Source organism: Nonomuraea purpurea (assembly GCF_042650645.1).
GTDB classification, from domain to species: Bacteria; Actinomycetota; Actinomycetes; order Streptosporangiales; family Streptosporangiaceae; genus Nonomuraea; species Nonomuraea purpurea.
Genome location: NZ_JBHSBI010000002.1, coordinates 386407 through 406089 on the forward strand (window position 1 = coordinate 386407; position 19683 = coordinate 406089).

Annotated in this window: 20 protein-coding genes; 15 read left to right on the forward strand and 5 right to left on the reverse strand. The window is 69.5% G+C overall.

Going from position 1 to position 19683, the window contains the following annotated elements:
* Positions 1–72 precede the first annotated feature (72 nt).
* Entirely contained in the window at positions 73–411 is a 339-nt protein-coding gene (locus tag ACFOY2_RS05730; RefSeq protein WP_379526848.1) for a MarR family winged helix-turn-helix transcriptional regulator, read from the reverse strand.
* Between ACFOY2_RS05730 and ACFOY2_RS05735 the strand changes: the two genes are divergently transcribed.
* Together ACFOY2_RS05735 and ACFOY2_RS05740 are read left to right on the forward strand one after the other, a co-directional pair.
* Entirely contained in the window at positions 410–1360 is a 951-nt protein-coding gene (locus ACFOY2_RS05735) for an NADP-dependent oxidoreductase (RefSeq protein WP_379526849.1), read from the forward strand. The two genes, ACFOY2_RS05730 and ACFOY2_RS05735, sit on opposite strands and share 2 nt — an antisense overlap.
* A 233-nt stretch (positions 1361–1593) precedes the next feature.
* Positions 1594–2178: a class I SAM-dependent methyltransferase gene (locus ACFOY2_RS05740; RefSeq protein ID WP_379526850.1), complete on the forward strand. Its 585-nt coding sequence runs from the start codon at positions 1594–1596 to the stop codon at positions 2176–2178.
* Between the two features lie 3 nt (positions 2179–2181).
* Here the strand turns inward: ACFOY2_RS05740 and ACFOY2_RS05745 are convergent, their stop codons facing one another.
* A complete protein-coding gene (locus ACFOY2_RS05745) occupies positions 2182–3579 on the reverse strand; it encodes a glycoside hydrolase family 28 protein (protein WP_379526851.1) in 1398 nt (465 codons plus the stop codon).
* 167 nt (positions 3580–3746) lie between these two features.
* Positions 3747–4301 carry a thermonuclease family protein gene (locus ACFOY2_RS05750; RefSeq protein WP_379527004.1) on the reverse strand — a complete coding sequence of 185 codons (555 nt, stop codon included), beginning with the start codon at positions 4299–4301 and terminating at the stop codon, positions 3747–3749.
* A 50-nt stretch (positions 4302–4351) separates the two neighbouring features.
* Between ACFOY2_RS05750 and ACFOY2_RS05755 the strand changes: the two genes are divergently transcribed.
* Complete coding sequence (locus tag ACFOY2_RS05755; RefSeq protein ID WP_379526852.1) at positions 4352–5092, forward strand: DUF7873 family protein; 741 nt, start codon at positions 4352–4354, stop codon at positions 5090–5092.
* 398 nt (positions 5093–5490) lie between these two features.
* On the opposite strand, the gene ACFOY2_RS05760 is transcribed toward ACFOY2_RS05755, so the two are convergent.
* On the reverse strand, positions 5491–6468 hold the full coding sequence (locus ACFOY2_RS05760; RefSeq protein WP_379526853.1) for an aldo/keto reductase: 978 nt from the start codon (positions 6466–6468) through the stop codon (positions 5491–5493).
* A gap of 155 nt (positions 6469–6623) precedes the next feature.
* Between ACFOY2_RS05760 and ACFOY2_RS05765 the strand changes: the two genes are divergently transcribed.
* Positions 6624–7097 carry a GNAT family N-acetyltransferase gene (locus tag ACFOY2_RS05765; RefSeq protein WP_379526854.1) on the forward strand — a complete coding sequence of 158 codons (474 nt, stop codon included), beginning with the start codon at positions 6624–6626 and terminating at the stop codon, positions 7095–7097.
* A 51-nt stretch (positions 7098–7148) separates the two neighbouring features.
* Here the strand turns inward: ACFOY2_RS05765 and ACFOY2_RS05770 are convergent, their stop codons facing one another.
* Positions 7149–7433 (reverse strand): hypothetical protein, encoded by a 285-nt coding sequence (locus ACFOY2_RS05770; protein WP_379526855.1) that lies wholly within the window; start codon positions 7431–7433, stop codon positions 7149–7151.
* A gap of 202 nt (positions 7434–7635) precedes the next feature.
* Here ACFOY2_RS05770 and ACFOY2_RS05775 point away from each other — a divergent pair, with 202 nt between their 5' ends.
* From ACFOY2_RS05775 to ACFOY2_RS05825, 11 genes are all read left to right on the forward strand, one after another.
* Positions 7636–8946 carry an MFS transporter gene (locus ACFOY2_RS05775; protein ID WP_379526856.1) on the forward strand — a complete coding sequence of 437 codons (1311 nt, stop codon included), beginning with the start codon at positions 7636–7638 and terminating at the stop codon, positions 8944–8946.
* 16 nt (positions 8947–8962) lie between these two features.
* Positions 8963–10975, forward strand: coding sequence for a molybdopterin oxidoreductase family protein (locus tag ACFOY2_RS05780; protein ID WP_379526857.1), 2013 nt, complete (start codon positions 8963–8965; stop codon positions 10973–10975).
* Positions 10972–12366, forward strand: coding sequence for an FAD-dependent oxidoreductase (locus tag ACFOY2_RS05785; protein ID WP_379526858.1), 1395 nt, complete (start codon positions 10972–10974; stop codon positions 12364–12366). Before ACFOY2_RS05780 ends, ACFOY2_RS05785 begins: the two co-directional genes overlap by 4 nt.
* Complete coding sequence (nirB, locus tag ACFOY2_RS05790) at positions 12363–14792, forward strand: nitrite reductase large subunit NirB (RefSeq protein ID WP_379526859.1); 2430 nt, start codon at positions 12363–12365, stop codon at positions 14790–14792. Before ACFOY2_RS05785 ends, nirB begins: the two co-directional genes overlap by 4 nt.
* Positions 14789–15112, forward strand: a complete 324-nt coding sequence (gene nirD / locus ACFOY2_RS05795; protein WP_379526860.1) for a nitrite reductase small subunit NirD — start codon at positions 14789–14791, stop codon at positions 15110–15112. Before nirB ends, nirD begins: the two co-directional genes overlap by 4 nt.
* 372 nt (positions 15113–15484) lie before the next feature.
* On the forward strand, positions 15485–16012 hold the full coding sequence (locus ACFOY2_RS05800) for a YybH family protein (protein ID WP_379526861.1): 528 nt from the start codon (positions 15485–15487) through the stop codon (positions 16010–16012).
* Positions 16013–16162: 150 nt separating this feature from the next.
* Positions 16163–16867, forward strand: coding sequence for a hypothetical protein (locus ACFOY2_RS05805; RefSeq protein WP_379526862.1), 705 nt, complete (start codon positions 16163–16165; stop codon positions 16865–16867).
* 289 nt (positions 16868–17156) lie between these two features.
* On the forward strand, positions 17157–17366 hold the full coding sequence (locus tag ACFOY2_RS05810) for a hypothetical protein (RefSeq protein ID WP_379526863.1): 210 nt from the start codon (positions 17157–17159) through the stop codon (positions 17364–17366).
* A 106-nt stretch (positions 17367–17472) separates the two neighbouring features.
* Positions 17473–17847, forward strand: coding sequence for a group I truncated hemoglobin (locus ACFOY2_RS05815; RefSeq protein WP_379526864.1), 375 nt, complete (start codon positions 17473–17475; stop codon positions 17845–17847).
* Positions 17848–18969, forward strand: coding sequence for a globin domain-containing protein (locus ACFOY2_RS05820; protein WP_379526865.1), 1122 nt, complete (start codon positions 17848–17850; stop codon positions 18967–18969).
* On the forward strand, positions 18966–19613 hold the full coding sequence (locus tag ACFOY2_RS05825; RefSeq protein WP_379526866.1) for a DivIVA domain-containing protein: 648 nt from the start codon (positions 18966–18968) through the stop codon (positions 19611–19613). The genes ACFOY2_RS05820 and ACFOY2_RS05825 overlap by 4 nt, the downstream gene beginning before the upstream one ends.
* Positions 19614–19683 lie beyond the last annotated feature (70 nt).

Sequence of the window (19683 nt, forward strand, 5' to 3'; positions counted from 1 at the left end):
CCTCCCCGGTGTGAGGGAGCGGCCTCCCCCGCGCAGGGGAGATCTCCGGCGTCGGCAGGCTGCGCCGGGTAGTCAGGGGGTCTGGTCTTGAGGGGTGGGGCGGCGTTTGCGGGGGGCGGCGGAGCGGGGCGGCCGGGCGCGCATGTGGTCGCGTACGCGGGTCATGATGTCGCCGAGCCGGCCCAGTTCGTCGTCGGTCAGGGGCTCGAACAGCAGCCGGTGGACGACCTGGATGTGGCCGGGCAGGACGCGGTTGACCAGGGCCACGCCTTTGTCGGTGATGGTGACCAGGGTGGCGCGTTCGTCGTCGGGGCTGGGGCCACGGGTGATGAGGCCGGCTTTCTCCAGCAGGCCGGCTTGGTAGGTCAGGCCGCTGCGGCTGTAGACGACGCCGTCGGCCAGAGAGGTCATGGTCAGCTGGCCGTCGGCGGCGGCGAGGAGGGTCAGGACCTGGAACTGCAGCGAAGTCCTGGTCTACGAGGAGGCGGACCGGCCGGTCGCGGGCGCAGGGCAGGTGGTGGTGCGGGTGGCCGGCACCTCGCTGAACCTGCTGGACGTCGCGATCCGCGCGGGCATCCTGCGGCACACCTACCCGGTGAACTTCCCGCACGTTCCGAACTGCGACGTGGCAGGAGTCATCACCGAGGTCGGCGAGCGTGTGAACGGCTGGAGCGCCGGGGACGCGGTGGTGGCGTTCCTCCCGGCGACCGCACCCGGCGCGGCCGCCGAGTACGTCACCGCCCCCGCGGACCTGCTGGCCGCCGCCCCCCGCACCGTCGAACTGGCCGACGCAGCGGCACTGCCCTTGGCCGGGCTGACGGCCTGGCAGGCGCTGTTCGAGCACGCCGAGGTGAAGGCGGGACAGAGCATCTTGATCAACGGCGCGGGCGGCGGGGCGGGCGGGTACGCCGTTCAGCTCGCCGCGCGGGCCGGTGCCGCCGTGACCGCGACCGCCGGCCCCCGCAGCCTCGACCGCGTCCGTTCCAACGGCGCGGGACGGATCGTCGACTACACCGCCACCCCCGTCCTGGAGGCGATGGCAGGGCAGCGGTTCGATGTGGTGCTGCACCTGGTGCGCAACAGCCCGGAGGAGACCGCGCGGCTGGTGGACCTGGTCGCCGACGGCGGGGCCTTCGTCAGCACGACCACGCCAGGCCCGGAGGACGCCGGGCGTGGGGTGCGAACGGAGCAGGTCTTCGTGCGCAGTGACGCCGCCCGGCTCGCCGAACTGGTTGCCCGCGTGGACGCCGGGACCCTGAGGATCGACGTGGCCGAGCGGAGGTCGCTGGCCGACCTGGCCGCCGTGCACGACCAGGCCGTCGCCGGGCGGCTCCGCGGCAAGACCGTCTTGATCCCATGACCTGGCTCCTGGCCGGCGCGGGTGCCGGAGTCGTACGGGCGATGTACGGATCGGACGCGAGGCCGACGTGGAGGCGATGACGGTCACCCTTGAGAAGGAGGGCCTTGGCTGATTGGCCTGTTTTGTCTGGCTGATCGGAGGAGGCGCGGGGCCGATCTCCGGCTGATGGGAGGAGGGTGGAGATCGGCGTCAGGCAGGATCCGATCGCCTCGTCTCGTTTCTAGATTCGGATCATGAAGACGGATCTGGGTGTTTTCCTCAAAGCGGCCATGCGCAGACCCGCGGTGATCGGGGCGTTCGCGCCCACGTCCGAGATTCTGGCCGCGCAGTTGGTCGAGGTGGTTCCGAGGCGGGGCGCGCCGACCGTGCTGGAGCTGGGCCCCGGGACCGGCGCGGTCAGTGGCCTCATCAGGTCGCGGTTGCCCGATGACGCGCGTTACCTCGCCGTCGAGGTCGATCGGGCGATGGTCGATCACTTGACGGTGACCAGGCCGTGGCTGGAGGTGTTGCACATGAGCGCCGCCGAGTTGGGCTCCCGCATCGGCGCGGGGGAGGTGGACGCGGTGGTGAGCGCGTTACCTTGGACGCTCATCCCCGAACGCACGCAGGGGCAGATCATCGAAGAGGTCGCCAAGGTGCTGGCGCCGGGCGGGAGCTTCACCACGATCGCGTACCTGACCGGCACCTCGTTCGGGCCGGGCAAACGGTTCCGGCGGCGGCTCGGCGCCTCCTTCGACGAGGTCCTGACGACCAGGACCGTCTGGCGGAACCTGCCACCCGCTCGGACGTATGTCTGCCGGCGCCCCATCGTGCCCTGAAGGTCAGGGCACGATCATGGGCTCCCCGTTGGCGCGGACGTTCTTGAGCACCAGGTCCTCGACGTGCTCGACCACGCTCGGCGTCGCGGTGGCGCCGAAGTCGACGTCCATCAGCGTGACCCCGCGGATCGGGGCGTCGGCGTAACCGCGCAGGTTGAGCGCGCGCTTGGCGGTTCGTACGGTCATGTTCCGTACGTCGATCCCGCCCACCCTCGGGTTGAACCCGTGCCCAGGACCCTCCTCGTAGAAGAAGTTGACGTCGATGACCGAGCCGCCGACCTGGCCGATCTCGAGGTCCCTGGCGTGGAAGCCCTCGACGAACCCGCCGCGTACGGAGTTGGTCTTGAACCGCAGCGCGATGTCGAGGTTGGGGCTGGACATCGCGCAGTCCCTGATGAAGACCTCGCGCACGCCGCCGGACATCTCACTGCCGATCGTCATGCCGCCGTGCCCGTCGCGGAAGGTACAGCCCTCGACGAGGATGTACTCGCTGGGGACGTTCACCCGGCGGCCGTCGGCGTTCCGCCCCGACTTGATCGCGATGCAGTCGTCGCCGGTGTCGAACGTGCAGCCGCGGATCACCACCATGCGGCTGGACTCGGGGTTGCAGCCGTCGTTGTTCGGGCCGTGCGTCATGACCGTGACGTTCTGGACGAGCACGTTCTGCGACAGTGTGGGGTGGATCTCCCACATCGGCGAGTTGACGATGGTGACGCCCTCGATCAGCACGTTCTCGCACCGGTAGGGCTGGATGAAGGACGGGCGCAGGTAGCCGCCCTCGCCGTACACCCGCTGCTTGACCGGCACCCCCTGCTCGGCCTGGACGAACAGCGCGGCCCTGGCCTCGGCCTGGCGCGGCTCGCCCGGCTCCCAGCCATGGTCGCCCGAGCCCTTCCACGGCCACCAGTGATCGTTGTCCGCCTGCCCGTCGAGCACGCCGGACCCGGTCACCGCGATGTTCCTCTGGCCGAAGGCGTAGATCAGCGGGGAGTAGTTGAGGAGCTCGACGCCCTCGAACCTGGTCAGCACCAGCGGCAGATACGCCTTCGGGTCGGTGCTGAACAGCAGTCGGGCGCCCTCGGTGACGTGCAGGTCCACGTTGCTCAACAAATGGATGGCGCCGGTCGCGAACCGCCCCTCCGGCACGTCCACGTGTCCGCCGCCCGCCTCGTGACACGCCCTGATCGCGGAACGGATGGCCGCCGTGCAGTCCGTGACCCCGTCCCCGGAGGCGCCGTAGTCCCTGATGTCGAATCGGCGGCGCGGGAACCTCGGCCCGCGCACCCGGGCCGCGATGCTGTCGGCTCGCGCCCACGGGTCGCGAGCGGTTACCGCGCCGAGAACCGGGGCGGCGAAGGCGGACATCGTCATGGCGCGCATGGCGTCGCGGCGGCCTAACATGGGCGGCTCCCTCCTGGTTTGGGGCACCCGGATCGTATGTCAACCCATTGCAGTGATCTAGACGTATCTGCGGCCAAGGCCCAGAAAGCTGGCTGCAACCGATTGCAGCCAGGGGTTCGCACGGCGATGCACGCAGACTGGGTGTAGGTGGTCATGAGGCCGCTTCGTCAGCGTTCGCAGACCACGCCGTCTCCGTCGCGGTCCTGGTGCCACGCGTACTCGGGGTCCTTGCCCCGTACGTACGGGCCGTAGCCCTTGGCGTTCGCCTCGCCGCAGGTCCGGAAGCGCGGGTCGTCGACGGAGGGCTTGGTTGGGGCGGGGGTGGGGGTGCCGCCTGGCTTGTCGCATTTGCCGGACCAGATGCGCAACTTTTCGGCCTGGGCCTTCGACCGTTCGGACCTGAAGAGCTTGAGGTATTTGTCGTTCGGCTTGAACAGGGCGGCCCTGCCGTACCCGAAGCGGATCAGGTTGCGGTTGACGTGCACGCCCTTGGCGGACCACACGTAATAGAGCCGGCGGCCGTAGCGGTCCTTCGCGGATTTGCCGGGGAGCAGGTAGGCGGTTTTCCCGATCGGCAGGAGCGCGGCGGTGCGGGCGGTGGCGGTTGCGGCCCAGCACTGTCCGGGGGACGATGTGAACGGGATTAGGACGTCATGCCCGCCGGGACGGTGTACAGGTCGAGTGGAATATTTACCTTGAGGTATGACCGGCGAACGGGGGATTCGCGGAAATTGAGGTGTGGGGCGGGAAAGATGCCTCTAAGGTCGTGTTCGTGACCAAGCTCAACCAGATCCTCGCGGTCGAAAAGGGCGTGAAGTCCGACGTCCAGCGCAAGGTGACCGACGCCTACCACCAGATCCAGAAGGCACCCCTGCTCTCCGGTATCTCCCGCACCTACCAGCCGATCGACGACGAGGGCGAACAGCTGCCGCCCGAGTCCACCCGGGTGCAGGTGCAGACGGAAGAGGTGCTCAAGGGAGTGGGCGCCGGCCTGACGCGGCTGTTCGACGTGACCGCCACCAAGGACTGGGCGAACTGTCACGCCAAGGCCAGCGTCAAGGTCGACGGCACGGTGCTGCTTGAGGACGTGCCCGTGACGTACCTGCTGTTCCTGGAGAAGCAGCTCACCGACGTCTACACGCTCGTCTCCAAGCTGCCCACCCTGGACCCGGCCGAGACATGGGCCCGCGACGAGCACTCCGACGCCTGGCGCACCGAGCCGGTCAAGACGACCCGCACCAAGAAGGTGCCGCGCAACCACGTGCTGGCCGAGGCGACGGAGAAGCATCCGGCGCAGGTGCAGGTGTACAACGAGGATGTCGTCGTCGGTTACTGGACGAAGGTGGTCTTCTCCGGCGCGCTGCCGCAGCGGCGCGTCAACGAGTTGCTCGCCCGGGTGCAGAAGCTGCAGGATGCGGTGAAGTACGCCCGAGAGGAGGCGAACGGTGCCGAGATCGTCGATCAGAAGATCGGTGAGAAGGTGTTCGGGTACCTGTTCGCCGGAAACGGATAACCCCATAGACCCCCTCGCCGCCGTGCGAGGGTGCGCCAGGAGCGCAAGCTGAGGCTGATGCCTGAGGCTGACCCAACGGTTGAAGTGGAGGTTCGAATCCTCCCCGGGGCTCGACGCGCCCCGGTAGCCCAATGGCAGAGGCGGCCGATCAAGTTCAGATTCTCGCTCCAGAATCAGCATTGACCGTCGAGCGCCGAATCGATCGAGAACGGGCTGGGATTGTTGAGTTGCCGGTTCGAATCCGGCCCGCCGCTCCAATCATGCGGCGGTGGCTCAATGGCAGAGCGCACATCTTGAGAAGTGACCCGTTCTCTTAAATGACGTCGGCGCCGAAACATGGCGGTTTCATTTCAGGCCCCCCGGCTTGGGTAGTCCGGGGGGCCGCCGCCTTTCCGCCGCTACCAGCGGTGGTGCACCTGCGGGCGGATCAGCTCGTCGTAGACCGAACGGACCGCTTCCAGCGCCGCCGCGTCGAGCGGGGCCAGGGCGGCGGCGGACGCGTTCGCGCCGGCCTGGGCGGGGTTGCGGGCGCCCGGAATGACCACGGAGACGCCCTCCTGGTTGAGGATCCACCGCAACGCGAACTGCGCCATCGTCTGCCCCTCCGGCACCAGGGGAGCCAGGCGCCGGACGGCCTCCAGGCCGGTGGCGAAGTCGACGCCCGAGAAGGTCTCGCCGATGTCGAACGCCTCCCCGTGCCGGTTGAAGGTCCTGTGGTCGTCGGGGGCGAAGGTCGTGTGCTCGTCGTAGCGGCCCGACAGCAGGCCGCTGGCCAGCGGGACCCGGGCGATGACGGCCACGCCCGCGGCGCGGGCGGCGGGGAGCACCCGCTCCAGGGGCTTGAGCCGCAACGCGTTGAAGATGATCTGGACGCCGGCCACGCCGGGACGGGCGATCGCCGTCAGCGCCTCATCGCAGGTCTCGACGCTGACCCCGTAGGCGGCGATCTTCTCCTCGGCCACGAGCGTGTCCAGGGCGTCGAACACCGCGTCCGCCGAGTACACCGGCGTGGGCGGGCAGTGGAGCTGGACCAGGTCGATGGTGTCCACGCCGAGGTTCTGGCGGGAACGCTCGTTCCAGGCGCGGAAGTTGGACATCACATAGTTTTCTGGGATTTGTTCCAGGCGGCGGCCCATCTTGGTGGCCACCGTGAGCTCGGGACGGCCTTTGACGAAGCGGCCCACGATCTGCTCGCTGCGGCCGTCGCCGTAGACGTCGGCCGTGTCGATGAAGGTGACTCCCGCGTCCACGGCCGCCCGCAGGGTGGCGAACGCCTCGTCCTCGGTCACCTGGCCCCAATCGGCGCCGAGCTGCCACGCGCCGAGGCCGACCACGCCCACCTGGCGTCCTGTGCGTCCCAACCCGCGCTCTTCCATGGTGAAACGTCCTTCCCCGTCTGGTCTGCTGCCTGGACCAGTGTCCCGGATGGCGACGGGTGACCGCGCCCGAGGCGGGGGACGCGCGAAGAGGGCCCGAGGCTCGAACAAAAGGACATGAGATGACGGGCCCACAGGCCCGTACGCTGAATGCCATGATTCGTCCAGCCACGCCCGATGACGTGCCCGCCATCGCCGACATGATCCGCGAGCTCGCCGACTACGAGAAGGCCCTCCACGAGGTGCGTGTCACCGAGGAGCAGCTGCACACGGCGCTCTTCGGCGAGCGCCCCGCCGTGTTCGTGCACATCGCGGAGGACGAGGGCGAGGTGGTCGGGTTCACGCTGTGGTTCCTCACCTTCTCCACCTGGAGAGGGGTGCACGGCATCTACATGGAGGACCTCTACGTGCGCCCGCGGCACCGGGGCGGCGGGCACGGCCTGGCGCTCATGGGGGAGCTGGCCGAAATCTGCGCGGAACGCGGATACCAGCGTCTCGAATGGTCGGTGCTCGACTGGAACGAGCCGTCCATCGGCTTCTACGACAAGCTGGGCGCGGTGCGCCAGGACGAGTGGCTGCGGTACCGGCTGACCGACGAGCCCCTGCGGCGGCTGGCCGAGCGCGACTGAGCGGCGGCCACGCGGGTCACGCAGCGTGACATGACCCGCGTGACGGCCTCGTTAAACGCCCGCGCGCGACCGTTCAGCCTCGGCTCGCTCGAACATCTCCGCGCCCGGTTCGGCCAGGTCGCGGTGGGTCTCCTCGATGCGCAGCGCCACTCCGAGCGCGACGAACGTCGGCGCCCACTCGCCGATGAAGATCCCCCAGCGGTCGGCCCGGTCCAGGCCCGATCGTGCCGCGTTCTTCGACATCAGCCAGGCTCCGCAGGCCAGGATGATCGACCCCGCCCCCGCGATGTACATGTGATCCGACCTGACGCCCATTTCGTGTAGCTTTTTGATCATATTTCCCCCTTTGCTGGAAATGCAGGTACCCGGGGGTCGGGTCGGTAACCGATCATTTCCAGCATGTTTCCGCGGTGACACTTGTGCGTGGCTTGTTACCGAGGTGAATCACATGTAACGAACGCACAGCCACGGACCGTCAAAGTGCGTAACGAGCGCTTCCTAGCTTGGGCATCCCGGACGCCGAGTGTAGGAGAGATCGATGGCGCGCTGGATCGCCGAGTGGCACCCCGATGACCCGGCCTTTTGGGAGAGTTCAGGCAAGCGCGTGGCACGGCGCAATCTGATCTTCTCGATCGCCGCCGAGCACCTCGGCTTCACCGTGTGGACGTTGTGGAGCATCGTGGCCACCAAGCTCGGGGCCTACGAGTTCACCACCGACCAGCTCTTCTGGCTGGTCGCGCTGCCCAACCTCGTCGGCTCGGTGCTCCGGGTGCCCTACACCTTCGGCCCCGCCAGATTCGGCGGGCGCAACTTCACCGTGGTCAGCGCGGTGCTGCTGCTCATCCCCGCCGTGCTCCTCGGCGTGGCGGTGAGCAACCCCGCGACGCCGTACTGGCTGTTCCTGGTGATCGCGGCGCTGGCCGGGTTCGGCGGCGGGAACTTCGCCTCCAGCATGGCCAACATCACCTACTTCTACCCCCGCAACCAGCAGGGGGTGGCGCTGGGGTTGAACGCGGCGGGCGGCAACATCGGGGTCAGCTCCGTCCAGCTCGTCATGCCGCTGGTGATCGGCGCGCTGGGCCTGGCCGCGGCCGGGTGGTTCTGGATCCCGTTCATCGTCGTGGCCGCCGCCTGCGCCTGGTTCTTCATGGACAACCTCACCAGCGCCAAGGCCGACCCGCGCGAGCAGCTCGCGGTGGCGGGCAAGGCCCAGACATGGATCATGTCGTTCCTCTACATCGGCACCTTCGGCTCCTTCATCGGCTACTCCACCGCCTTCCCCCTGCTGAGCGCGAACCTGTTCCCCGAGGCGCCCTTCGCCGCGGTGGCGTTCGCCGGGCCGCTGATCGGGTCGCTGATCAGGCCGGTGGGCGGCTGGCTGGCCGACAGGCTCGGCGGCGCCCCCGTCACGCTGTGGAACTTCGCCGCGATGGGCGGCGGAGTAGTGCTGGTCTGGATGGCCAGCACGTCGGGCAGCTTCTGGCTGTTCTTCCTGGCCTTCCAGGTGCTCTTCCTCACCTCCGGCGTCGGCAACGGCTCCACCTACCGGATGATCCCGGCCATCTTCCAGGCCAAGGCCGTGGCCGAGCGCGGCGAGGGCGAGGAGGCCCTGCTGTACGGCAAGCGCCAGGCCTCGGCCGCCATCGGCATCATCTCGGCCGTCGGAGCGCTCGGCGGGTTCCTCATCAACCGGGCGTTCGGCATGTCGTTCGCCGCGGCGGGCACCCCGGCCCCCGCCTTCCTCGCCTTCGGGGTGTTCTACATGGCCTGCCTCGCGCTGACCTGGTGGTGCTACACCCGCAAGGTCGGCGCCAAGGTCGTGGCGAGCCTGGCCTACGCCCGGGTCTGACCCAGTGGAAGAACCCGTGACCAAGACGCACTGCCCGTACTGCGCCCTGCAGTGCGGCATGGAGATCGGCCCGGGGCTGGCCATCAGCCCCAGGACCGACATCCCGGCCAACGCCTCCGGCGCCCTGTGCCAGAAGGGCTGGACGGCGGGCGAGCTGCTCACCAACGGCACGCGCCTGACCGCTCCGCTCCTGCACGGCCAGCCCGTGGAGTGGGACGTGGCGCTCGACTACGTGGCCTACCGGCTGTCCGCCATCCGCGCAGAACACGGCCCCGACGCCGTGGCCGTGTTCGGCGGGGGCGGGCTGACCAACGAGAAGGCCTACCAGCTCGGCAAGTTCGCCAGGGTCGCGCTCGGCACCAGCCAGATCGACTACAACGGCCGCTTCTGCATGTCATCGGCGGCCGCCGCCTCCATCAGGGCGTTCGGCATGGACCGGGGGATGCCGTTCCCGATCACCGACCTGGCCGGTGCCGACGTCGTCCTGCTGGCCGGCGGGAACGTGGCCGAGACCATGCCGCCGTTCGTGCGCCACCTGTCGGGCCCGCGCGTGATCGTCATCGACCCGCGCCGCACCCAGACCGCCAAACTGGCCTGGCTGCACCTGCAGCCCACGCCCGGCACCGACCTGGCGCTCGCGCTGGGGCTGCTGCACCTGGCCATCGCCGACGAGCTCGTGGACGAGGCGTACGTCGCCGCCCGCACCACCGGGTTCGACGAGGTACGCACCTCGGTGTCGGCCTGGTGGCCCGAGCGGGTCGAACGCGTCACCGGGGTGCCCGTCTACCGGATGCGCCAGGCCGTCAGGGCGCTGGCCGCCGCAGGCAACGCCTACGTCCTGACCGGGCGCGGTGCCGAGCAGCACGCCAAGGGCACCGACACCGTCTCGGCGTTCATCAACCTGGCGCTGGCGCTCGGCCTGCCCGGCACGTTCGGATCCGGCTACGGCTGCGTGACCGGCCAGGGCAACGGCCAGGGTGGCAGGGAGCACGGGCAGAAGGCCGACCAGCTCCCCGGCTACCGCAAGATCGACGATCCGGCGGCCAGGGAGCACGTCGCCGGCGTGTGGGGCGTTCCCGCCGCCAGCCTGCCGGGGCCCGGGCGCTCGGCGTACGAGCTGCTCGACGCTCTCGGCACCCAGGAAGGGCCGCGCGCGCTGCTGCTGTTCGGGTCCAACCCGATCATCTCGGCGCCTGCTTCCGAACGCGTCGCCGAGCGCATCGGCGCCCTCGACCTGCTGGTCACCTGCGACTTCGTCATGTCGGAGACCGCCGCGCTGGCCGACGTGGTGTTCCCCGTGACGCAGTGGGCCGAGGAGAGCGGTACCATGACGAACCTCGAAGGCCGCGTCCTGCTCCGCCGCCGGGCCGTCGACCCGCCCGAGGGCGTCAGGAGCGACCTCGACGTCATCGCCGGGCTCGCGGGACGGCTCGGGCACGACTTCCCCGCCGACCCCGCCGAGGTCTTCGACGAGCTGCGCCGCGCCAGCGCGGGCGGCCCGGCCGACTACTCCGGCATCACCTACGAACGCATCGCGGACGAGAGCGGCGTGTTCTGGCCCTGCCCGTCGCCGGGGCACCCGGGCACGCCGCGCCCGTTCCTCGACTCCTTCGCCACCCCGGACGGCCGCGCCAGGTTCGTGCCCGTCCAGCACCGTCCGGCCGCGGAGGAGACCGACGAGGACTACCCCGTCTACCTGACCACCGGCCGGGTGCTGGCCCACTACCAGAGCGGCGCCCAGACCCGCAGGATCGCGCCGCTGGTCAAGGCCGCCCCCGAGCCGTACGTCGAGCTGCATCCCGACCTGGCCGAGCAGCTCGGCATCGTCGTGGGGGACGTCGTGCGGGTCAGCAGCAGGCGAGGCCAGAGCAAGGCCGTGGCCAGGATCAGCGACGCCATCAGGCGCGACACCGTGTTCATGCCCTTCCACTGGGAGGGCGCCAACCGGCTCACCAACCCGGCCCTTGACCCGACGTCCAGGATGCCGGAGTTCAAGGTCTGCGCGGTCAGGGTGGAGAGGGACTCATGAGGCTTGTCGTCGTCGGCAACGGGATGGCCGGATCGCGGCTGGTCAGCGAGGTGCGCGAGCGGGATCCCGACATCAGGATCACCGTCTTCGGCGCCGAGCGGCGCCATCCCTACAACCGGGTGCTGCTGTCGAACGTGCTCGCCGGCAGCTCCAGGCCCGAGCAGGTGCGTCTGCTGGAGGCCTCCTGGTACGCCGCGCACGACGTGGAGGCCGTCTTCGGCAGCGCGGTCGCCCACATCGACAGGGAGACCAGGCACGTCGTCACCGAGGACGGGCGGCGCACGCCGTACGACCTGCTGGTCCTGGCCACCGGCAGCGACGCCGTGGTGCCTCCGATCCCCGGCGTGGAGCGGGCCATCCCGTTCCGCACGCTGGACGACTGCGAGCGCATCATCGAGGCCGCGGAACGCGCCGGCAACGCCGTGGTCGTCGGCGGCGGCCTGCTCGGCATCGAGGCCGCCCGAGGGCTCGCGGGCCGGGGGCTGCCCGTCACGCTGCTGCACCTGGCGGGCCACCTCATGGAGCGGCAGCTCGACGTCGAGGCGGGCGAGGTGCTCGGCGAGACGCTGGCCGGGCTCGGCGTCGAGATCCGCACCGGCCTCAGCGCCGCCTCCGTGGACGAGGACGGCGTCCGCGTGACCGGCGGCGAACTCATCGAGGCCGACCTGGTCGTGCTCGCCTGCGGCGTCCGCCCTGTTACGGGGCTCGCCGCCGACGCCGGGCTGGAGGTGCGGCGCGGCATCGTCGTGGACGACGAACTGCGCACCGACGACCCGGCGATCTTCGCGATCGGCGAGTGCGCCGAGCACGACGGCACCGTGTACGGCCTGGTCGCCCCCGCCTGGGAGCAGGCGGGCGTGGCCGCCGACGTCATCACCGGAGGCAAGGCCCTCTACCGAGGCTCCCGGCTGGTCACCCGGCTCAAGGCCAAGAGCGTCGAGCTGGCCGCGATGGGCGAGACCCAGCTGTCGGAGGAGCACGCGGAGGTGGTGCGCTTCAGCCACCGGGCCCGAGGCACCTACCGCAAGCTCGTCATCCGCGACGGCCGGCTGGTCGGCGCGATCGTGCTGGGCGAGAGCGACGCCGTCGGCACGCTCACCCAGCTGTTCGACCGTGGCGGGCCGGTGCCGGGGGACCGGGCCGGCCTGCTGTTCCCCGGGCTGTCGTCGGCGCCCGTGGCCGACAGCCCGGTGCTGATGCCGGACGCGGCCAAGGTCTGCCAGTGCAACAACGTGACCAAGGGCCAGATCAGGGCGTGCTGGGAGGCCGGGGCCCGCGACGTGGCCGGGGTGGCCGCCGCGACCAGGGCCACGACCGGCTGCGGGACCTGCAAGGACGCCGTGGAGGGCATCGTCGGCTGGTTGTGCGAGCAAGAAGGAGTGTCCGTATGAACAGGATCGTCGTCGTCGGATATGGGCCGGCCGCGCACCGGCTCGTCGAGACCCTCACCGGCAAGGGCTTCGAGGGCCGGATCACCGTGATCGGGGAGGAGCCCCGCCCGGCTTATGACCGGGTGGCGCTGACCTCCTACCTGTCGGGTACCGGAGCGGAGGACCTGACCTACGAGGTGCCCCCCGGGATCGTGACACGGCTGAACACCCGGGTGACCGGCATCGAGCGGGACGCCCGCCGCGTCACGCTGGCAGACGGCGGCGTCGAGCCGTACGACGTGCTGGTGCTGGCCACCGGCTCCACGCCGTTCGTGCCGCCGGTGCCGGGGGCCGAGCACGCCTTCGTCTACCGCAGGATCGAGGACCTGGACGCGATCAGGGTGGCCGCCAAGGACGCCGTCGAGGGCGTCGTCGTCGGCGGCGGGCTGCTCGGCCTGGAAGCCGCCGACGCGCTGCGGGCGCTCGGGCTGAAGGCGCACATCGTCGAGATGAGCCCCTGGCTGATGCCCCGGCAGGTCGACGAGGGCGGCGGCGCGCTGCTGAAGTCCCACATCGAGGGGCTCGGCCTGAGCGTGCACGCGGGCGCGGGCGTGCGGGAGATCGTCGCCGACGCGGGCGGCCAGGTCACCGGGCTGCGCAAACCCGACGGGACGCTGATCGAGGCGCAGGTCGTGGTCTTCTCCGCGGGCATCAGGCCGCGCGACGAGCTGGCCCGCTCCTGCGGGCTGGAGGTGGGCGAACGCGGCGGCATCGTGGTGGACCCCGCGATGCGCACCTCCGACCCCGCCGTGTACGCCATCGGCGAGTGCGCACTGGCCGCAGGCATGATCTACGGGCTGGTCGGGCCCTGCAACACGATGGCCGAGGTGGCGGCCGACCGGATCACGGGCGGGTCCTCGACGTTCGACGGCGCCGACATGTCCACCAAACTCAAGCTGCTCGGGGTCGAGGTGGCGCAGTTCGGGGCGATGTCCGGGGCGCTCGACGTGACCTACATGGACCCGGTGGCCGGCGTCTACAAGAAGTTGTTCATCAGCGACGACGCGCGGACGCTGCTCGGCGGCATCTGCGTGGGCGACGCCTCCCCGTACACCTCGCTGCGGCCCTTCGTCGGCAAGGAACTGCCGGCCTCGCCGTCCGACCTGCTGTTCAGCGGGGCGGGGGCCGCCCTGGACCTGCCGGACGACGCGCAGGTGTGCTCGTGCAACAACGTGTGCGCGGGCCAGATCCGCACCGCCATCGCCGACAAGGGCGTCGCCGACGTGCCGGGCGTCAAGGCGTGCACGCGGGCCGGGACGACCTGCGGAAGCTGCGTGCCGATGCTCAAGCAGCTCCTGGAGAAGTCGGGCGTCGAGGTCAGCAAGGCACTGTGCGAGCACTTCCCCTACTCGCGGGCCGAGCTGTTCGACATCGTCCGCGTCCGGAAGGTCACCACGTTCTCCCAGCTCATCTGCGAGCACGGGCACGGCAGGGGCTGCGACATCTGCAAACCGGCCGTGGCCTCGATCCTGGCCTCGCTGCACAACGGGCACGTGCTCGAAGGCGAGCGGGCCACGCTGCAGGACACCAACGACGCGTTCCTGGCCAACATCCAGAAGAACGGCACGTACTCGGTCGTCCCGCGCATCCCCGGCGGCGAGATCACGCCCGACAAGCTCATCGTCATCGGAGAGGTGGCGCGCGACTACGGGCTCTACACGAAGATCACCGGCGGGCAGCGGATCGACCTGTTCGGGGCCAGGATCGAGCAGCTCCCCGAGATCTGGCGGCGGCTGGTCGAGGCCGGATTCGAGTCGGGGCACGCCTACGGCAAGGCGCTGCGCACGGTCAAGTCCTGCGTCGGATCGACCTGGTGCCGCTACGGCGTGCAGGACTCGGTCGGCATGGCCATCGCGCTGGAACTGCGTTACCGAGGGCTGCGCTCGCCGCACAAGCTCAAGTCGGCCGTCTCCGGCTGCGCCCGCGAGTGCGCCGAGGCCCGCTCGAAGGACTTCGGCATCATCGCCACCGAGAAGGGCTGGAACCTGTACGTCGGCGGCAACGGCGGTTTCAAGCCCCGCCACGCCGACCTGCTGGCCAACGACCTGACCACCGACGAGCTGATCAGGACCATCGACCGGTTCCTGATGTTCTACATCCGCACGGCCGACCGCCTGCAGCGCACCGCCGCCTGGATCGAGTCGCTGGAGGGCGGGCTCGACTACCTCCGAGAGGTGATCATGGACGACTCGCTGGGCATCTGCGCCGACCTGGACGCGCAGATGGAACACCACATCGCCACGTACGCCGACGAATGGCAGGCCACACTCGACGACCCGGAGAAGCTGAGCAGGTTCGTCAGCTTCGTCAACGCGCCGGGCATGCCCGACCCGTCGATCGTGTTCGACACCGAGCGCGGCCAGATCAAGCCGGTGATGGCGCGATGACCTGGACGCGGATCTGCGACTACGACGCGCTGCTCCCGGAACGCGGCGTCTGCGCCCTGGTCGAGGGCGTGCAGGTGGCGGTCTTCCGCACCTACGACGGCGCCCTGCACGCGCTGGGCAACCTCGACCCGTTCAGCGGGGCGTACGTGCTCTCGCGCGGCATCGTCGGCACCAGGAGGGGCGAGCCGACCGTGGCCTCGCCGCTGCACAAGCAGGTGTTCTCGCTGGTGTCGGGGGTGTGCCTGGACGAGGGCGAGGTGGGGGTGCCCGTCTATCCGGTGCGGGTGGCGGGCGGGACCGTGGAGGTCAGCCTCGGTTGAGGCGCTTTCTCGCGTATCGGCTGCGCCGAGGGCCCACGCCCACTACGCTCTGGTCTCCACCGGAGGGTAGACGTGTGGGCTCCGGTGGGCCGCCGGCAGCACGCAGCGCCGATCTGAGTCGACATGGGCGCAGCGCTCGGCGTCCTCGCGCTGGGGGAGGGGTTCGGGGTTCGCGTGTGTTCGCGGCACTGGAGGGACGCTATAGGCGGCACCCCGTCGGCTGGTCTCGTGGCGGCAACGATCACAACACTGAACGGTCTCTCCAAAACCAGTGAAGCGTTACTGTGAGTAATACCCGGACCAGGTAAAGGGGTCGTGCGGAGTGGCTAAACTCCGCATTCGCCGACGACCGGCGCGGGCATCAAAGCGGCCATGAGCAAGATTTCTCAGTGCAGGGCACTCCTGCTGGTCGCGATAGTTCCCGCCGTCCTCGTCGCGGGCTGCTCGGGCAGCACCACGCAGGCGATGAAGGGCGCGGCCAGCCCGGCGACGCCGACGGACACCGGCTCCATGTCGCCGGGAGAGACGGGCATGGAGTCTCCGACGAGCACCGGCGGGGCCGGTCAGGCGCAGACGGCCGTCCAAAACTTCTTCAACGCCATGAAGTCGGGGAACGTCGACCAGATCGTCGGCTCCTTCTCCAACGACGCCGTGGTCGCCTGGGCCGGGCAGCCGACGGCCGAGGGCACGGCGGCGATCCGCAAGCTGTTCCAGGACAAGGCCAAGTCGATGGCGCAGGCCACCAACACCATCGACGAGTCGAAGGAACTCGGCACCGAGGACGCCGTGGTGCGCGCGACGAGCAAGACGGCCGACAAGAACTTCCGCGAACTGTTCCTGCTGTCGCAGGCCGGTGGCGACTGGAAGATCTCGCAGTTCATGAACAACCAGTCGTCCTGACACCAACCCTTCTCGACTACTCAGAGTGATGGCGTCGGCGGGCGGCCGGACCCTTCGGACGGCCGCCACGGTCGCCTCCATTGAGCGGACTTCGCCGCTCCGGAGAACCTGGAGTGCCTTCGCGGTGTACCGACAGCGGAGGTGGTCCTCATGAAGAGGCTTATGGCGTTATTGGTCGCCGTCGTGGCGCTGGCGCTCGGAGGCGGTCCCGCTGCCGCCGCCGGCGGGTTGGCGGTGACCTTCCTGGACCCCGGGCCGTCCCGGTTCGAGGCCGGTACGCCGTACACGCTGGGATTCTGGGTGCTGCAACAGGGCACCCATCTGTTCCCGGGCGATCTCGGGACGGTCGCGCTGCGGTTCACCCGCCAGGACGGCGAGAGCCTGCGGTTCGAGGGGACGGCGCTGCCCGAGGCCGGGCACTACGCCACGTCGGTGGTCGTGCCCGGCGGGGTGTGGAAGGTGGAGGGCATCCAGGGGGTGTTCCGGCCGTACGACGTGGGGACGCTCACCGTTCCCGGAGGGCTCACGATCAATCCGGTGCCGCCTGGCACGCTGGTCGGTGGGCAGAAGGACTATTGGGGGGCCGTGCGGCCGCCCGGGTTCCCGGTGGGCAAGGGGGCGCCCGTGGCCGCCTCTCCGGCTCCTTCGCCGTCCTCTGCTTCTTCGGCGCCGGTCGCGCCCGTCGCGGGCTCCGGCGGGGTTCCCGCGTACATGTTGCTGGTCGCCGGTGCGGGCGGGGCGGTGGTCGCGGTGCTGGCCCCGTACCTGTGGCGCAGGGTCCGCCCGGCGCGGTTTCGGGACGAGCCGGAGCGGCCGCTGGACGCCTCCTCCGAGACGATCGGCATCCCGCGTTAGCCGGTCCGCCCCGAACGGCCCTCGGAGATAACGGTTACTCCAGGTCGAACGTCGATTGACGGCGGAATAGCGGTCAGAAAAATGCGGCTTTGTCGGTGTAAGACGGGTTGCGAGCGCCTTGATCAACCCTTAGTGTTCGTGAGACATGTTCGCGTGCTCGGAAAACCTGAAGGGTAAAGGGCCAGTACAGGTTTACGGCCTGCACAGGAACCGCTCTGTGGGGGCATGAATGGCGCTCAGACCGCGCGCAGCATTGGCTGCGGTGGCGGAGACGGCAAGGGTGGGCGGTGTGATCCCACCGCCGCGGCCCGTGATCGTCGACTCCGCTTTCCCGTCGGTCAGCCCGGCCGTGAAGGGTTCCCTGCCGCCTCGGGGGACGTCGGCCGAGGTGAACGCGATCACCCCCGTTCATTCGCTGAGCGAGCGAACCCGGTCGAGGCACCGTACAGACCTCGATGACGTGACCTCCACCGAGGGGGACGCCCTGGTGACCGACTGACGATCGTCCAGCCGGAAAGGCGTCATACCAGCAGCGAACTGCGGAATTTACGTCACGTAAACATGCGTGAAAACTTTGTCCGGTTTTAGGGGGTTTTGTAGTAGCTATGGCTACGTATTACGAGAAACTCGGTGCGTCAACCGTGCGTGAAGTGGTCGACCGCTTCTACGCGGTCATCCTCGACGACGTCGACCTCAAGCCGTATTTCGACGGCATCGACATGCCGAGGCTCAAGCGCCACCTGGTCATGCTGCTGTGCTCCGTCCTCGGCGGCCCCGAGGCATACGAAGGCCGCGACCTGGCCGACGCGCACCGGGGCATGGGCATCACCGAGGAGCACTACGCGAGAGTCGGCGAGATCTTAGTCACCGTGCTCAGGGACGACCACGGCGCCGACGACGACCTCATCCAACACGTCACCACGGTCCTGGGCCAGGTACGCGGATCCATCGTGGAGAAGCCCGCAGAGGCAGCCGGGTAAGTGGACACGCAAGCTCTGAAGGAAAGCTGGCATCTGGTCGCCCGTTCGGGCGATCAGGTGCCGCTGTTCTTTTACTCGGCACTATTCCTGATGTATCCGGAGACCCGGGCCCTGTTCCCGGTGTCGATGGCCAATCAGCGAGACCGGCTCGTCAACGCGCTGGGGCACATCGTCAGCAACGTCGACCGGGTCGACGACCTGGTCCCGTTCCTGCAACAGCTCGGCCGCGACCACCGCAAGTTCGCCGTCGTCGCGCAGCACTATCCCGCTGTCGGGCAGGCCCTGCTCGCCACCCTGCAGCACTTCCTCGGCGACCGCTGGACGCCCGCGCTGGCACGCGACTGGACGGCGGCCTACGGCCTGGTCGCGAAGGTGATGAACGAGGCGGCCGAGGAGTCGGCGGCCACGACGCCGCCCTGGTGGGAGGGTGAGATCATCCTCCACGAACTGCGCGCCCCCGGCATCGCGGTGATCCGGGCCCGCCTGAACTACGCCTATGCCTTCCGCGCGGGGCAGTCCGCGTCCATCGCGACCCCGCTGCGACCGAGAATGTGGCGCTTCTACTCCTTCGCCAACGCGCCGCGCCGCGACAATACCATTGACCTGCACGTACGCGTGGTCGACGGCGGCGTGGTCAGCACCGCCCTGGCCCACGGAGCGCAGCGCGGTGACATCCTGCGGATCGGCGCACCGGTGGGCGACCGGCTGACGCTCGACGCGAACCCGCCCAGGGATCTCCTCCTGATCGGCGGCGGCACCGGCCTGGCTCCCCTCAAGGCGCTCGTGGAGCAGGTGGCCTACGAAGGGCAGCGCCGCAACGTCCACCTCTTCGTGGGCGCCAGGACATCCCGGGAGCTGTACGACATCGAGGCACTGTCCAAGATCGACATTGAGAACCCGTGGCTGCGTGTGGTGCCCGTCGTGTCCAACGACGCCTTCTACAGCGGTGAGCACGGTCACGTCGGGGACGTCGCGTTGAAGGCGTGGCACGGGCAGGATGTCTTCGTGTGCGGCTCAGAAGAGATGGTCCACAGCACGGTCGCCCGGCTCCTCGACGCCGGCGTGCCGCCCGAGCAAATCCGCTTCGACGAGTTCACCAGTGCTGGAGGTAGGGCGCAGTGACGGGAGAGACGCCGTGGGCACAGCACCCAGCGAACGATCGCCAGCCACTTCCGCCGGAACGGGTCCGCAACAAGGAGTTCTCGCGCACCAAGCTCGGCCAGCGCGGCTACAACGCGGAAGAGGTACGGGCCTTCCTGTACCGCATGGCCGACGACATCGCGTCCGGAGACATGGAGAAGGCCGACCTGCGCGCGGAGGTCGATCGCCTGAAGAACTGGTACAAGGACCACGGCACCGACGTCGCCAGCCCGGCCACGCAGCAGGCCAGGCTCAGCGTCGACGCGGTCAACCTCCTCTCCCGCGCCCAGCAGACCGCTGACCAGCAGATCGCCGAGGCGGAGGACTACGCCCGCCGGCTGGTGGCCCAGGCGCGCCACCAGTACGAGCAGATGCTCCAGGAGGCGCAGGTGCGGGCGGAGGAGGCCGCCAGCCAGGCGGTCAACGTCTATCGCTCAAGCGGTGAGGTCCACTCGGCCGAGGCCGAGGAGCTCGAACGCCGCATCGCCTACCTGCGCACCTTCGCCGAGGTCACCCAGGTCCAGTTGCGCGCCGTGCTCGAAGGGCTGGCGAACGAGGTCAACAAGCTGGGCAACGTGCCGGAGAACAGCAGGCAGGCCGCCTACTCCTCGCTCGGCCGGGAGTAGTCCGCGCCGCCGGCCCCGTGGCGATCGGGGCGGAGGCGAGCCCGGAGGCCGACACCTCCGGGCCGCCCGG

Bases quoted from the DNA above. Each gene is read 5' to 3' on its own strand.
- ACFOY2_RS05735 (WP_379526849.1), top strand. From the start codon at position 410: ATGGTCAGCTGGCCGTCGGCGGCGGCGAGGAGGGTCAGGACCTGGAAC.
- ACFOY2_RS05785 (WP_379526858.1), top strand. From the start codon at position 10,972: ATGAGGCTTGTCGTCGTCGGCAACGGGATGGCCGGATCGCGGCTGGTC.
- ACFOY2_RS05730 (WP_379526848.1), bottom strand. From the start codon at position 411: ATGACCTCTCTGGCCGACGGCGTCGTCTACAGCCGCAGCGGCCTGACC.
- ACFOY2_RS05740 (WP_379526850.1), top strand. From the start codon at position 1,594: ATGAAGACGGATCTGGGTGTTTTCCTCAAAGCGGCCATGCGCAGACCC.
- ACFOY2_RS05775 (WP_379526856.1), top strand. From the start codon at position 7,636: ATGGCGCGCTGGATCGCCGAGTGGCACCCCGATGACCCGGCCTTTTGG.
- ACFOY2_RS05815 (WP_379526864.1), top strand. From the start codon at position 17,473: ATGGCTACGTATTACGAGAAACTCGGTGCGTCAACCGTGCGTGAAGTG.
- ACFOY2_RS05800 (WP_379526861.1), top strand. From the start codon at position 15,485: ATGAGCAAGATTTCTCAGTGCAGGGCACTCCTGCTGGTCGCGATAGTT.
- ACFOY2_RS05760 (WP_379526853.1), bottom strand. From the start codon at position 6,468: ATGGAAGAGCGCGGGTTGGGACGCACAGGACGCCAGGTGGGCGTGGTC.
- ACFOY2_RS05805 (WP_379526862.1), top strand. From the start codon at position 16,163: ATGAAGAGGCTTATGGCGTTATTGGTCGCCGTCGTGGCGCTGGCGCTC.
- ACFOY2_RS05745 (WP_379526851.1), bottom strand. From the start codon at position 3,579: ATGTTAGGCCGCCGCGACGCCATGCGCGCCATGACGATGTCCGCCTTC.
- nirD (WP_379526860.1), top strand. From the start codon at position 14,789: ATGACCTGGACGCGGATCTGCGACTACGACGCGCTGCTCCCGGAACGC.
- ACFOY2_RS05770 (WP_379526855.1), bottom strand. From the start codon at position 7,433: ATGATCAAAAAGCTACACGAAATGGGCGTCAGGTCGGATCACATGTAC.
- nirB (WP_379526859.1), top strand. From the start codon at position 12,363: ATGAACAGGATCGTCGTCGTCGGATATGGGCCGGCCGCGCACCGGCTC.
- ACFOY2_RS05765 (WP_379526854.1), top strand. From the start codon at position 6,624: ATGATTCGTCCAGCCACGCCCGATGACGTGCCCGCCATCGCCGACATG.